At 69.6% G+C, this 13,453-nt stretch carries 11 protein-coding genes; 7 read left to right on the forward strand and 4 right to left on the reverse strand.

The window, feature by feature from the left end:
- Window positions 1–134: 134 nt before the first annotated feature.
- Entirely contained in the window at window positions 135–1,667 is a 1,533-nt protein-coding gene (locus AAYO93_RS03135; RefSeq protein ID WP_345763560.1) for a PucR family transcriptional regulator, read from the reverse strand.
- 166 nt (window positions 1,668–1,833) lie between these two features.
- Here AAYO93_RS03135 and gabT point away from each other — a divergent pair, with 166 nt between their 5' ends.
- The 3 genes from gabT to AAYO93_RS03150 are packed head-to-tail and all read left to right on the forward strand — an operon-like array spanning window position 1,834 to window position 6,120.
- Complete coding sequence (gene gabT, locus AAYO93_RS03140; protein ID WP_345763561.1) at window positions 1,834–3,210, forward strand: 4-aminobutyrate--2-oxoglutarate transaminase; 1,377 nt, start codon at window positions 1,834–1,836, stop codon at window positions 3,208–3,210.
- Entirely contained in the window at window positions 3,207–4,742 is a 1,536-nt protein-coding gene (locus tag AAYO93_RS03145; RefSeq protein ID WP_345763562.1) for an NAD-dependent succinate-semialdehyde dehydrogenase, read from the forward strand. The genes gabT and AAYO93_RS03145 overlap by 4 nt, the downstream gene beginning before the upstream one ends.
- A 25-nt stretch (window positions 4,743–4,767) precedes the next feature.
- Window positions 4,768–6,120, forward strand: coding sequence for a flavin monoamine oxidase family protein (locus AAYO93_RS03150; RefSeq protein ID WP_345763563.1), 1,353 nt, complete (start codon window positions 4,768–4,770; stop codon window positions 6,118–6,120).
- Between the two features lie 138 nt (window positions 6,121–6,258).
- Here AAYO93_RS03150 and AAYO93_RS03155 read toward each other — a convergent pair whose 3' ends face one another.
- Both AAYO93_RS03155 and AAYO93_RS03160 read right to left on the reverse strand, forming a co-directional pair.
- On the reverse strand, window positions 6,259–7,167 hold the full coding sequence (locus tag AAYO93_RS03155; RefSeq protein WP_345763564.1) for a Vgb family protein: 909 nt from the start codon (window positions 7,165–7,167) through the stop codon (window positions 6,259–6,261).
- The gene (locus AAYO93_RS03160; protein WP_345763565.1) at window positions 7,164–7,859 is read right to left on the reverse strand and encodes a PhzF family phenazine biosynthesis protein; all 696 of its coding nucleotides are present in this window, start codon (window positions 7,857–7,859) and stop codon (window positions 7,164–7,166) included. The genes AAYO93_RS03155 and AAYO93_RS03160 overlap by 4 nt, the downstream gene beginning before the upstream one ends.
- A gap of 85 nt (window positions 7,860–7,944) precedes the next feature.
- Between AAYO93_RS03160 and AAYO93_RS03165 the strand changes: the two genes are divergently transcribed.
- Both AAYO93_RS03165 and AAYO93_RS03170 read left to right on the forward strand, forming a co-directional pair.
- Entirely contained in the window at window positions 7,945–8,538 is a 594-nt protein-coding gene (locus tag AAYO93_RS03165; RefSeq protein ID WP_345763566.1) for a TetR/AcrR family transcriptional regulator, read from the forward strand.
- Complete coding sequence (locus AAYO93_RS03170; protein WP_345763567.1) at window positions 8,535–9,128, forward strand: NAD(P)H-dependent oxidoreductase; 594 nt, start codon at window positions 8,535–8,537, stop codon at window positions 9,126–9,128. Before AAYO93_RS03165 ends, AAYO93_RS03170 begins: the two co-directional genes overlap by 4 nt.
- 51 nt (window positions 9,129–9,179) lie before the next feature.
- Here the strand turns inward: AAYO93_RS03170 and AAYO93_RS03175 are convergent, their stop codons facing one another.
- Window positions 9,180–10,181: a DUF389 domain-containing protein gene (locus tag AAYO93_RS03175; protein ID WP_345763568.1), complete on the reverse strand. Its 1,002-nt coding sequence runs from the start codon at window positions 10,179–10,181 to the stop codon at window positions 9,180–9,182.
- A 237-nt stretch (window positions 10,182–10,418) separates the two neighbouring features.
- Here AAYO93_RS03175 and AAYO93_RS03180 point away from each other — a divergent pair, with 237 nt between their 5' ends.
- Both AAYO93_RS03180 and AAYO93_RS03185 read left to right on the forward strand, forming a co-directional pair.
- Entirely contained in the window at window positions 10,419–11,804 is a 1,386-nt protein-coding gene (locus AAYO93_RS03180; RefSeq protein WP_345763569.1) for a serine hydrolase domain-containing protein, read from the forward strand.
- Between the two features lie 51 nt (window positions 11,805–11,855).
- A complete protein-coding gene (locus AAYO93_RS03185) occupies window positions 11,856–13,451 on the forward strand; it encodes an ABC transporter substrate-binding protein (RefSeq protein ID WP_345763570.1) in 1,596 nt (531 codons plus the stop codon).
- Window positions 13,452–13,453: the final 2 nt, after the last annotated feature.

Raw genomic sequence — 13,453 nt, forward strand, 5'->3', positions numbered from 1 at the left:
GCCGCGGAGGCGGCCGCGCGCAGCGTGCCCCGGCCGGCGAGAATCGCCCCTGCGGTCGAGGGTCGCCTGTAGAACGGCGACAGTCGGCGCCGCCGGCGACTCTCGGCGACTCTCGGCAGCGCGGCGGCCCGCGGTCAGGCTCGCGTGGCGAGGAGGGCCGCCCACAGGTCGGCCCGGGCGTGGAAACTGGACAGGTCACGGCCGAGGAGGCGCTCCGCCTCGGCGACCCGCGCGCGCAGCGTGTGGCGGTGGATGCCCAGCTCGCGCGCCGCCGAATCGAACGTTCCGTTGTGTTCCAGCCAGGTCCGCAGCGAGAGGACGAGCGTGCTTCCGTTCGCCTCGTCGGCGGCAATCAGAGGCTCCAGGGTCGTCCTCGCCACCTCGCGCGCGTCGGTGCGCGAGAGGAACGCGAGCACCCCCTGGCGCGCGATCGTGTCGAACGTCACGATGCGCTCGTCGCCTTCGCGGGCGCGGTCGAGGGCCTGCGCCGCCTGGTCGTGGGCCCGCGCGAGGTCGGCGTAGCCCACCGCATCCGACACCCCGGCCTTCAGACCGAAACCCTCCGTCAGGTCCGCGACCGGCGACCCGGAGCCGTCGCCAAAGCAGAGCACGACGCGTCCGTCGTCCGCCGCGAAGAACAGGGCGCCGGGATGCTCGGCCACCCGAAGCTCCAGCCACTCCGACAGCGCGTCGGCCCCGTCGATGGGAGAGTCGACCAAGGCCACGCGCACGGGCTCCGCCGGCATCGCTCCCCACATCTGCGAGGCGATGTCCGAGGCGAGTTGTGTGTCACCCGAGACGAGCACGTGCCAGAGCCCGGACCGCAGATGGCCGACAGCCCGGTCGAGCGCCGAGTTCTGCTCGAGGGCGAGACCGGCGAGCGCGATGACGCTGGTGACGACCTGCTGGCCGGCCTGGTCGAGCTCGCCTGCGCCGCCGAGGGCGAGCACGCCGCGCAGCTGCCCGCTGGCGCCGAGCGTCTGCAGGGTGAGGGTCTCGCCTCCGCTGACGATGGTGCTGCTGGAGCGCCTCCGCGCCCGCAGCAGTCTGGTCGCCTCCGCGCCGACGGCCGCGATCGTGGATGCGCTGAGCGCGTCGGGCGGGAACGCTCGATCCACCGACCCGGTCGCGTCGAAGAGCACCACCCAGTGGTCGAGCTGCCGGGAGAGCTCGCCGAGCGTCGCGGTGAGCCCGTCGGGGCGCAGAGCCGCCAGGGAGATGGCCCGCTGCGCCTTCAACGCCCACGTGTTGCGGGCGAAGAGCTCTTCGGCGGCGAGGTCAGCGGCGTAGCGGGAGACGGCGATGAAAGGAACGCGGTACGGAACCTCGAACAGCGGGAGCCCGGCGTCGAGGCATGCGGCGATGAGTCCGTCCGGGGTGCCGTCGCGAATCACTTCCGTCCCGAACCCCAGTCCGGCGAGGCCGCGGTCGCGCAGCCTGCCGACATAGGGCGCGAAATCGGCGGGAGCGGCCGCGGGGTCGAACTGCGTGCCGGTGACGAGCAGCACCTGCCCGTCGGACAGGAACGGCGTCGGATCGGCGAGGTCGGAGCTGTGGACCCACTGCACGACCTGGTCCAGGGCCTGGGCAGGCAGCGCATCCTCGGGCGTGAGCAGGCGCAGATCCAGTTCGGGATTCGCGAGGAGGCGGCGCAGGGTGGGCGGCATGCTGTCGGTTCCTTTCCGCATCTCGACGCCCCGTTGTACGCCGTGGTCATCAAACGTATTCCGATTGTACAGACGGGCGATGTATCGGGGTCGCCAGGCTGCCTAACATGAGCGACAGAGCGCCGTCGCAATCCGGTCCCGGCGCACCCGTTGCACTGGAGTGACCATGACCATCGTCGACACCGTATCCGCCACGCTGACCGGCGGACCCGGCCTCCCGCAGGAGCGCCGCCTCGTCACCGCGATCCCGGGACCTGAGTCGCGCCGCCGGATGGAGCGCAAGACCCAGGCCGTCGCGGCCGGCGTCGGCACGACCATCCCCGTGTTCGTCGCAGCCGCCGGCGGTGGCGTACTCGTCGACGTGGACGGCAACTCGCTCATCGACTTCGGCTCCGGCATCGCCGTGACCGGGGTGGGCAACGCATCCCCGCGCGTCGTCGAGGCCGTCCAGGCCCAGGTCGCCCAGTTCACCCACACCTGCTTCACGGTCGCGCCGTACGACTCGTACGTCGACGTGGCCGAAGCGCTCAACCGCCTTACCCCCGGCGACCACGCCAAGCGCAGCGCCCTGTTCAACTCCGGCGCCGAGGCCGTGGAGAACGCGGTCAAGATCGCCCGCCACTACACCGGCAAGCAGGCCGTCGTCGCGTTCGACCACGCCTACCACGGTCGCACCAACCTGACGATGGGACTGACGGCGAAGAACCAGCCGTACAAGAGCGGCTTCGGCCCGTTCGCCTCCGAGATCTACCGCGCTCCCTTGTCGTACCCTCTTCGCGACGGCGGGCTGAGTGGCGCCGAGGCCGCGCGGCGCGCCATCCTGCACATCGAGAAGCAGGTCGGCGCCGAGAACCTGGCCGCGATCATCATCGAGCCCATCCAGGGCGAGGGCGGCTTCATCGTCCCGGCCGAGGGCTTCCTGCCGGCGCTGGCCGACTGGGCCGCAGCCAACGGCGTGGTCTTCATCGCGGATGAGGTCCAGACCGGTTTCGCCCGCACCGGCGCAATGTTCGCGAGCGAGCACTTCGGCATCGTCCCCGACCTCGTCGTGACGGCCAAGGGCATCGCGGGCGGCCTCCCGCTCTCCGCTGTCACCGGCCGCGCCGAGATCATGGATGCGCCCCAGGTCGGCGGCCTCGGCGGCACCTACGGCGGCAACCCCCTCGCCTGTGTCGCGGCGCTCGCCACCATCGACACCTACGAGCGGGACGGACTGGTCGAGCGCGCCCGGGAGATCGGGCGCATCCTCTTCGAGAAGCTCGGTGCCCTGCGCGACGCCGACCCGCGCGTCGCCGAGGTCCGCGGCTACGGTGCGATGGTCGCGATCGAGCTCGTCCACCCGATCACGGGAGAGCCGGATGCTGCCCTCACCGCTCGAGTCGCCTCCGCGGCCCACGCGGCAGGCGTCGTACTGCTCACCTGCGGAACCTACGGCAACGTCATCCGTTTCCTGCCGCCCCTGAGCATCCCGGACCACCTGCTGGTCGAGGGACTCGACATCGTCGCGGACGCACTCGCGTCGATCGGATCGGTGAACGCATGAGCCTCCTGACCGAGACCGCAAGCACCGACCGCATCGGTACCGACGCTATCGGCACCACTGTCTCCGACGCAGCAGCCACCCGCGAGGAGGCGCTGCTCGAGCGAGTTCCCGACGGCCTCTACATCGGAGGAGTCTGGCAGGCCGGGAGCGGCGACCCCATCGAGGTCGGCGACCCGGCGACCGGCCGCACCATCAAGCGGATCGCGAACGCGAGCCCGGCGGACGGCATCCGTGCGCTCGATGCGGCCGTCGAAGCCGCGGATGCATGGGCGGCGACCCCGCCTCGCACCCGTGGCGAGATCCTCCGTCGCGCTTTCGACCTGCTGCAGGAGCGTCGCGACGACTTCGCGCTGCTGATGACGCTCGAGATGGGCAAGCCGCTCGCCGAAGCGAACGGCGAGGTCACCTACGGCGGCGAGTTCCTGCGCTGGTTCAGCGAGGAGGCGGTCCGGATCGCCGGCCGCTACGGCACCAACCCCGAAGGCACCGGGACGACCGTCGTCTCGCAGCGTCCCGTTGGGCCGTGCTTCCTGATCACGCCATGGAACTTCCCGCTGGCGATGGCGACCCGCAAGATCGCGCCGGCGCTCGCCGCGGGCTGCACGGTGGTCATCAAGCCGGCCGAGCTGACACCGCTGACGACACTGCTGTTCGTGCAGCTGCTCGAGGATGCCGGGCTTCCGGCCGGCGTCGTCAACGTGATCACGACGTCGAGCTCGCGTGCCGTCTCGGCGCCGATCATCGCGGACCCGCGCCTGCGCAAGCTCAGCTTCACCGGCTCCACCCCCGTCGGGCGGACCTTGATCGAGCAGGCCGCCGCGAACGTCCTCCGCACCTCGATGGAGCTCGGCGGCAACGCCCCATTCGTCGTCTTCGACGACGCCGACCTCGACAAGGCGGTCACCGGGGCGATGCTCGCGAAGTTCCGCAACACGGGCCAGGCCTGCACGGCGGCCAACCGGTTCATCGTGCACGAGTCCGTCGCCGACGAATTCGCACGCCGGGTGACCGAGCGCGTGGACGCGTTCGTCGTCGGGCGCGGCACGGACGATGGCGTGACGATCGGGCCCCTCATCAATAGGGCAGCCGTCGAGAACATGGAATCCCTCGTCGCCGACGCGGTCGGTCGCGGAGCACGACTGCTCACCGGCGGCGCGCGTCCAGCGGGACCCGGTTCGTTCTTCGAGCCGACCGTCCTCGTCGACGTCGCACCCGGCAGTGACGTCGTGCGCGAAGAGATCTTCGGGCCGATCCTTGCGATTTTGACCTTCCGCGAGGAGGCTGAGGCCGTGGCGCTCGCGAACGGCACCGAATACGGACTCGTCGGCTATGTCTTCACCGAGGATCTCGGCCGGGCGCAGCGGATGATCGACCGCATCGACACGGGCATGATGGGCGTCAACACGGGCCTGGTGTCGAACGCGGCAGCCCCGTTCGGCGGAGTCAAGCAGTCCGGGCTCGGACGCGAGGGCGGCCTCGAAGGCATCCACGAATACCTGTCGACCAAATACACACTGATCCCGGCGTCCTGAGCGACCGGCACGGAAAGAAGCGAAAATGGGCGCGATCGAACGCGACGTCGTCATCATCGGGGCCGGAGCATCCGGCCTCACCGCCGCGACCGAACTGAAGAAGGCCGGGCTGACCGTCGCCGTGCTCGAGGCGCGCGACCGGGTCGGCGGTCGTCTCTGGACCGACGACGTCGACGGTGCGATGCTCGAGATCGGCGGCCAGTGGGTGTCGCCCGACCAGGATGCGCTGAAAAGCACCCTCGCCGAGCTGGGACTGGAGACCTACCCTCGCTACCGCGAGGGCGAGAACGTCTACCTCAACGAGGCCGGCGAGCTCACCCGGTTCGAGGGTGAGATCTTCCCGGTGCCGCCGAAGACCGAAGCCGAGATCGTCACGCTCATCGAAAAGCTGGATGCCCTGGTCGCCGAGATCGACCCGGACCGGCCGTGGGCGCATCCGCTCGCCAAGGATCTCGACGAGATCTCGTTCAGCCGCTGGCTGGAGACGCAGACCGACGACCAGGAGGCGCGCGACAACATCGGCATGTTCATCGCCGGCGCGATGCTGACGAAGCCCGCGCACGCGTTCTCCGCCCTGCAGGCGCTGCTCATGGCGGCCAGTGCCGGCAGCTTCAGCAACCTGGTGGATGCGGACTTCATCCTCGACGAACGCGTCGTCGGCGGGCTCCAGCAGGTTCCGCTGCTGCTCGCGGAACGACTCGGCGGGGATGTCCGGCTCGGCCAGCCGGTGCGCACGCTTCGCTGGCACGAGGGCGGAGTGACCGCGGTCACCGACTCGACCGAGGTGAAGGCGCGGTTCGCCGTGCTCGCCGTGCCGCCCATCCTGATCAGCCGCGTCGGCTACGAGCCGCCCCTGCCGCGTCGCCAGCAGCAGCTTCACCAGCACCTGTCGATGGGTTTCGTCATCAAGGTCCATGCCGTCTACGAGACGCCGTTCTGGCGGGAGGCGGGCCTCTCGGGGACCGCGTTCAGCCCGTACGAGCTGGTGCACGAGGCGTACGACAACACCAACTTCGAGGATCCGCGGGGAACGCTCGTCGGCTTCGTGGCGGATGAGGCGGCCGACGGCGTCTTCGCACTGAGCGCCGACGAGCGCAAGCAGCGCATCCTCACCTCCCTGTCGCATTACTACGGTGAGAAGGCGCTCGAGCCGGTCGTCTACTACGAGAGCGACTGGGGCTCGGAGGAGTGGACGCGCGGGGCGTACGCGGCCAGCTTCGACATGGGCGGACTGGCCCGCTACGGCGCCGACCTGCGCACGCCCGTGGGGCCGATCTGGTTCTCGTGCAGCGACATGGCAGGCAAGGGGTACCAGCACGTCGACGGTGCGATCCGGGTGGGCCGCGAGACGGCCGCCGGGATCATCGCGGTCGCCTAGCGCCCAGCGCTGAGTGCTACGCGCTCAGTGCCGCCGAGTGTCGCCGCTATGGTCGAGAATCGCCCGCACGCCGGGTCATCTCGGAGTCCGAGGCGATTCTCGACTGAGCGCCGGCGGCGCGGGCGGCGCGGGCGGAGGTCAGGCGAGCTCGGCGAGCATGCCGCGCTCGAGCGCGACCCAGACGTGACCGTCGGGTGCGACGGCGATGCCGTGCGGCTCGCTGGCGGGGGTGGGCAGGTCGTGCAGAGTGAGGTCGCCCTGGTCGGTCACGAATCCCACCTGGTTGGAGCCCCACAGGGTGAACCAGCAGCCGCCGGTCGGAGAAGCCGTGATCGCGTGCGGTTTGGAGTCCGGATCGGGTAGCGCGATCTCGCTGAGCACGCCGTTCCGCGAGATGCGCCCCAGCGCGCCGCCGAGAACCTCCGCGAACCAGACGGCGCCGTCCTCGGCGACCGCGATCCCGACCGGTCCGGACACCGGCCGCGGCAGTTCGAAGTACTGGATGGCCGCATCCCCGCCCCGCACATGCCCCACCGCGTTGCCCTGGTTGAGGGTGAACCAGACGCTGTCGCCCGAACCTGCGATCATCGACGCCATCGCATCCGCGCGGCCGACCGGGAACTCGGTGACGCGGCCCATGATGTCGATGCGGCCCAGCGCATCCGCCGCCAGTTCCGTGAACCAGACCGTGCCGTCGTAGAGGGTCGTGATCCCGAACGGGCTCGCCTCCATGGTGGGCACGGCGACCTCATTGAGGATGTGGATGGCGTCGCCGGCGTCGTCCGCCTCGACTGGCGCGCGCCCGACATGCACGACGCGGTTTCCGGTCGTGTCGGTCACCCACACCGATTCCTCGGTCGCCCGGGAGACGAGCGACGGCTGCGCGGTGTCGCCGAGGTCGACGAATGCGAGCGTGCCGTTCGCGTCACGGCGGCCGACCCGCCCGGCGTGGACGAGGGTGAACCAGACAGCGCCGTCGTCGGTGACGGTGATTCCGTACGGGCCGGCGGAGGCATCCGTCACCGGATGCTCGACGATGCGGGTCACAGCAGTTCGAGCCTGGCGCGCCGGTCGTACTCGGTGCGACCGCCGACACGCACGAGTTCGGGGCTGACGAGGTTGGTGAGCAGCACCGACCCTTCGCCCTGGAGGATGGTCAGGTCGCGGTGCAGGTACGCGGTGATGCTGGCTGCGGCCGCACCGGTCGCCTGGTCTTCGGCGATTCCCATCTCGGGCGCGAACATGCGAGCACGGAGGTGACCGGCGCCCTCGTCGATCCACGCATAGGCGAAGTGCTGGCCTTCGGTGAAGTCGGCGGGGTCGAGCGCGTCGACTTCGCCGGGGGAGTCGAGGGGGATCCAGTGGAAGACCGGAGCCCAGTCTGCGCGTGCGGTGATCCAGGTGATGTCGCCTTCGAAGTCGACCATCACCTCGCCCGCCTTCTCGCGGAGCGCCCAGAGCTGGATGCCGTGACGGGCGATGAGCCAGGCGGTGCCGACGCTCGGGTGACCCGCGAACGGCAGTTCTTTCGCGGGCGTGAAGATGCGGATGCGCGCCGTGAAGAGCTCGTCGTCGATACCGTCCACGAACACCGTCTCGCTGAATCCGAGGGTCTTCGCGATCTCCTGTTCGCGGCCGAGGGTGGAGCCCGTGCTGTCGATGACGCCGAGCTCGTTGCCGTAGTCGCCGGTCTCGTCGGTGAACACGCGGACGACGTCGACGTCGATGGGTTCGCTCATAGGACCAGCCTGTCACGGATGGCGCATCCCGGCGGACTTGCGTTCGTTAATCGAACAGACTAGTCTGTTCGATTAAGGAGGAACCATGGCAACGCAGATCCGCAGGACCCGCTCGGAGAGCCGCATAATGGACGCCGCATCCGACCTCTTCTACGAGCACGGGCTGCGCGGGGTCGGCATCGACCAGGTCATCGCCACCTCCGGCATCTCGAAGTCGACGCTGTACGCGCACTTCCGCTCGAAGGACGACCTCGTCGCCGCCTACCTGCGGGCGACGGACGACTCCTGGATGCGGCAGCTGCAGGATGCGGCCGAACGCGCGGGCGACGCTCCGGCCGCGCAGCTCATCGGACTCTTCGACGCGCTGTACGAGGCGTTCGACCGCCACGGCTTCTTCGGCTGCCCGTTCATCAGCTCCGCCGTGGAGTCCGACCTCGACTCTCAAGCGCGCGCGATCACCCGCGAACACGTCCGGCGCCGCCAGGCCTGGATCTCCGACCTGTGCGCCGCCGCCGGCGACCCGGACCCTGCCCGACTCGCAAGCCACCTCGGGCTCCTCATCGACGGAGCTCTCGCGAGCGGCCGGCTCGAACAGGACCGCTCCGTCGTCGACGCAGCGAAACGCGCCGCCGGCGACGCGGTCGACAGCATCTCCCGCAACCTGAAAGGCAACTCGTGAACCAGCCCGACGCATCCGCGCCGTCCACTCTCATCGTCCTCGCCCATCCGGATCTCGCGCACTCGCGCATCAACGCCCCGCTCGCCGCAGGCGTCGCGGACGTGCCCGGCGCCACCGTGCGCCACCTCGACGCCCTGTATCCGGATGGCGCCATCGACGTCGAAGCCGAACAGCGGGCGCTCGAGGCCGCCGACACGATCGTGCTGCAGTACCCGACGTACTGGTATTCGACGCCGGGCCTGCTGAAGACCTGGCTCGACACTGTGCTCCTCCGCGGCTGGGCCTACGGTTCGAGCGCGCCGGGCGTGCTCAAGGGCAAGGGCCTGCGCGTGGTCACCTCGACCGGCGGCATCGAAGCGGCCTACTCGCCTGAGGGTTTCCACGGGTGGGAGATCGACGACGTGCTGATCCCGCTGAAGGCGATCGCCCGGCGGCTCGGGATGCGCTGGCTCGAACCTCTCGTCGTCCACGGTGTGCGCGACGTCACCCCCGACGAACTCGACGGCTACGTCGACGACTACCGCCGCATGCTCCACGCCGAACCCGCGGCCCTCGCACTCTCCCCACTCTCCGCGCTCTCCGCAGCCTGACCCAGCGGATGCGCGGGGGTGCGGATGCGCGGGGGTGCGGGTGCCGGGTGCTCAGGGGGAGGGGGTGTGGAGGTCGACGGTGTAGGAGGGGACGAGGTCGACTTCGATGCCTGACGGGTCGACGCCTGCCGACTGCAGCTGGGTCTCGAGGGTGTCTGTGGCCGGGACGGGCGGAACCCCGGTCACCCGCACGAGATACGTGCCGTTCGCAGTGGTCACGCTGACGAGTTCCCACCCTTCGCTCTGCGCCCACGATTGCGCCACCGTGCGGATGGAGCTCTGCCGGGCCGTCTGCTGCGCGAGCCGCACCGACTGTATGGCGAGCGGCACCGCGACGATCACCACCATCGCCGCGATGGCGATCACCGCGTTGCGACGACGGATCGGCCGGTCGGAGACGACTTCGCCGGGCGCCGGACGCGCCCCGTAGACAGCGAGGATGACGATCCCGGTGGCGAGGATCGCGGCGACGTTCGTGACGAACAGCAGTAGCGCGCCCGCAGCCTGCGCGGGGGCACCGGATTCGAGGGTCAACCCCACCACCGTGAGCGGAGGGACGAGCGAAATCGCGATGGCGACCCCGGGGAGAGTGTCCGAGATGTCCGACCTGACCAGCGCGACAGCGCCCACAGCGCCCGTCGCGAGGGCAGCGACGAGGTCGATGAGGTCGGGGGATACCCGGCTTGCGACCTCGGGGTCGGTGGCGGCGACGACCGGTTCAGACACGAGCAGCCCGATGACGAAGCCGATCCCGATGGCCGCCAGGGCGCCGAGCACGACGAGGACGATCGAGCGGACGAGGTTGACCCCGTCGGCGAGAACGGTCGAGAGGCTGATGCCCTGGATCGGCAGCATCATCGGGGCGACGATCATCGCGCCGATCACGGTCGCCGAGGAGTTGGCGACGACCCCGGATGCTGCGATCACCGATGACAGCCCGAGCAGGAGCCAGAAGCGGGTCAGCCGCCGCCGGCGCTCGGCCCCTTCGAAGAGCACGGCGTTGCGCATCGCAGCGACGTCGTTGCGAACGTCGTCCGGCATCTCCGGGGACATTCCGCACCTCCCGGCTCGGCCCCTCCCGTTACCGACGAGCGTATGCCCGCGGCCCGCTCGCCGCACTAATTGCGTCCCACCGCACTAGGTCTACCGAGTGCGCCGAGACGCAATTAGTGCGGCGAGCGACCTCGAGCGCTGCGGCGACGGCGGGCTTGTTCAGTCGGACGAACGGCGCCCCGATTAACTCTCGGATCGGACGAAAGAGGCGCCGAGAGGTTTTCTTATGGTGATGGAATGAAGTCACTAGACGAGATCCAGGCGTTCATCGACACGGAGTTCGCGGGCCTCGTCCGCGACCACAAGGTTCCCGGCGCGGTCGTCGCCGTCCTCAAGGACGGTGAGATCATCGACGCAGCAGGCGGCGTGCTCAGCACGTCGACACTCGTCGACGCCACCCCCGATTCGGTCTTCCAGATCGGCTCCATCACCAAGGTCTGGACGGCGACGCTCGTCCTGCAGCTCGTCGACGACGGACTGCTCGACCTGGATGCGCCCATCCAGACCTACGTCACCGACTTCCACCTCGCAGACGAGGCGTCCGCCGCCAGCATCACCACGCGGCAGCTGCTCAGCCACCAGGGCGGATTCGAAGGCGACGTCTTCACCGACACCGGCCGTGGCGACGACGCCATCGCCAAGTACATCGCAGAGATCGCCGAACTGCCGCAGCTCTTCTCGCCGGGCGAACTGTTCTCATACAACAACGTCGGCTTCAGCATCCTCGGCCGTCTCGTCGAGGTCCTCCGCGAGAAGACCTGGGAGCAGGCGCTCCTCGACCACATCGTCACCCCGCTCGGCCTCACCCACGTCGCCCCGAGCGCCTACGAGGCCATCCTTCACCGCGCGGCCGTCGGCCACGTCGGACCCGGAGAGGACGGCGTCGAGATCGCAGCCCCGACCTGGGCGCTCGCCCGCTCCAACGAGCCGGCCGGCTCCATGCTCGCCATGCGGCCGCGCGACCTCGTGAGCTTCGTGAAGATGCACCTCGACGGCGGAACCGCACCCGACGGCACGCGCATCCTCTCCGAGCAGTCGGTCGCGGCCATGCAGACCAAGCATGTCGACCTGCCCCGCCTGACCGGAATGGGCGACGCCTGGGGCCTCGGCTGGGAGATCATCGACAGCTCGGCGCCGACGGTGCTCGGCCACGACGGCGGCACGATCGGCCAGGCTGCCTTCCTGCGCATCGTCCCCGAGGCCGGGCTGGCCGTCGCGCTGCTGACCAACGGCGGTGACGTCTTCGGTCTCTTCGAGGATGTGGTCGCCCGCATCCTCGACGAGGTCGCCGGGGTCACGCTGCCGGGGCACCCGCTGCCGCCGGCCGAACACGCGGCCGTCGACGCGACAGCGTATCTCGGGCTCTACGCCGACACCATCTACGACCTGGTCGTCAGCCAGGACGAGGACGGCCGGGTCTGGCTGGACCGCACGCCGAAGGACATCATCGCCGAGATCGGCGGACAGCCGGATCGCAGCGAACTCGTCGCGTTCGGACCGGACTCGCTCATCGGGGTCGAGGGTCAGCGCGGGATCCACCCGATCTACGTCTTCCTCGGCGACGCCGGCGACGGGCGGGCGAAGTACATCCACTACGGCCGCGTCGTCACGCGCGCCGCCTAGCTCACCATCCACCGCGTTCACCGCAGCACGCACACAGCAGAAAGAGCATCCATGAAATCGATCAGGAAACCGGCGCTCGCGCTCATCGTCTCCGCCGTCGCCGTCACCTCACTGGCGGCGTGCGCGGGAGGCGGGGGCACGGCGTCGACGTCGGCCAACTATGTCGACGGCAAGCCGTTCACGCTCGCCCTCGCCGCCGACCCGGGCAACCTCGACCCGCAGGCCTCGGCCGTCAGCGCCCTCTTCGCGCTGACACATTTCGCCTACGACCCTCTCGTCAACGTCGACGCAAAGGGCAAGGTCAGCAGCGGTCTCGCGAAGGAGTGGAAGCTCGACGGCACCACCGCGACCTTCACCCTGAAGTCAGGTGTGACCTGCTCAGACGGGTCGACCTTCACGGCGAAGACCGCTGCTGACAACGTCACCTGGGTCGAGGACCCGGCGAACAAGAGCCCGTTCCTCGGCGCGTTCATCCCGGCCGGCATCACGGCGGCCGACGACTCGTCGGCCGGCACCGTCACGCTCACCCTCTCGACGCCCGCGCCGTTCCTGCTGCAGAGCCTCGCGAACCTGCCGATGGTCTGCGACGCAGGCCTGGCCGATCGCTCGAAGCTGGCCACCGCCACGCTCGGCACCGGGCCGTACGTCCTGAGCGAAGCCGTGCCGAACGACCACTACACCTACAAGGTCAACAAGAAGTACACCTGGGGTCCCGGCGGCGCGAGCACGTCGGCGAAGGGCACGCCCGCGACCGTCACGGCCAAGATCATCACCAATGAGACCACCGCGGCCAACCTGCTGCTGTCCGGCCAGGTGAACTCGGCCCAGATCCTGGGACCGGACGCCGACCGCCTCGCCAAGGCGAAGCTGTTCTCGCAGGACACCCCGGCGCTGATCGGCGAGCAGTGGTACAACAACTCGGCCGGCCACCCGACGAGCGACCCGGCCGTGCGCATGGCGCTCACCCAGGCCGTCGACCTCGGCGAGCTCCAGAAGGTCCTCACGTCGGGCAAGGGTGTGGCTGCGACCAGCTTCGCCGTCATCCCGCCCGTCGGCTGCGCGGTCGACTCCGTCTCGGCTGCACTGCCGAAGAAGGACGTCTCGGCAGCCAAGGCGGGGCTCGACGCAGCCGGCTGGAAGGTCGGCTCGGACGGTATCCGCGTGAAGGACGGCGTGAAGCTCAACCTCACCTTCATCTACGACTCCTCGCTCGGCGCCGGCGGAACTGCGGCCTCCGAGCTCGCGACCAAGGCGTGGGAGGCGATCGGCGCCAAGGTCACTGCCGCCCAGAACGATGAGACGGCTGTGTCCGCCGCCCTCTTCGGGACCGGCGCCTGGGACATCTCGTGGGAGCCGCTGAACGTCAACAGCCCCGACCAGCTCGTCGGCTTCCTCTCCGGGCCCGCGGCCCCCAAGGGAACCAACTTCGCGAACATCCAGAACGCGGACTACTCGTCGGCCGTCGCCAAGGCGATGACGATGAACGGCACCGATGGCTGCCAGACCTGGGCGGACGCCGAGTCGGCGCTCGTGAAGGCTGCTGACGTCGTGCCCTTCGCCAACAACATCGTGAAGACGTTCGGCAAGGGTGCCACCTTCCAGGCTGTGGGCGGGATCGTCCCGACCAGCATCCGGATGCTCGGCTAAGC

This window comes from Diaminobutyricibacter sp. McL0608, from assembly GCF_039613825.1.
Lineage (GTDB): Bacteria > Actinomycetota > Actinomycetes > Actinomycetales > Microbacteriaceae > Diaminobutyricibacter.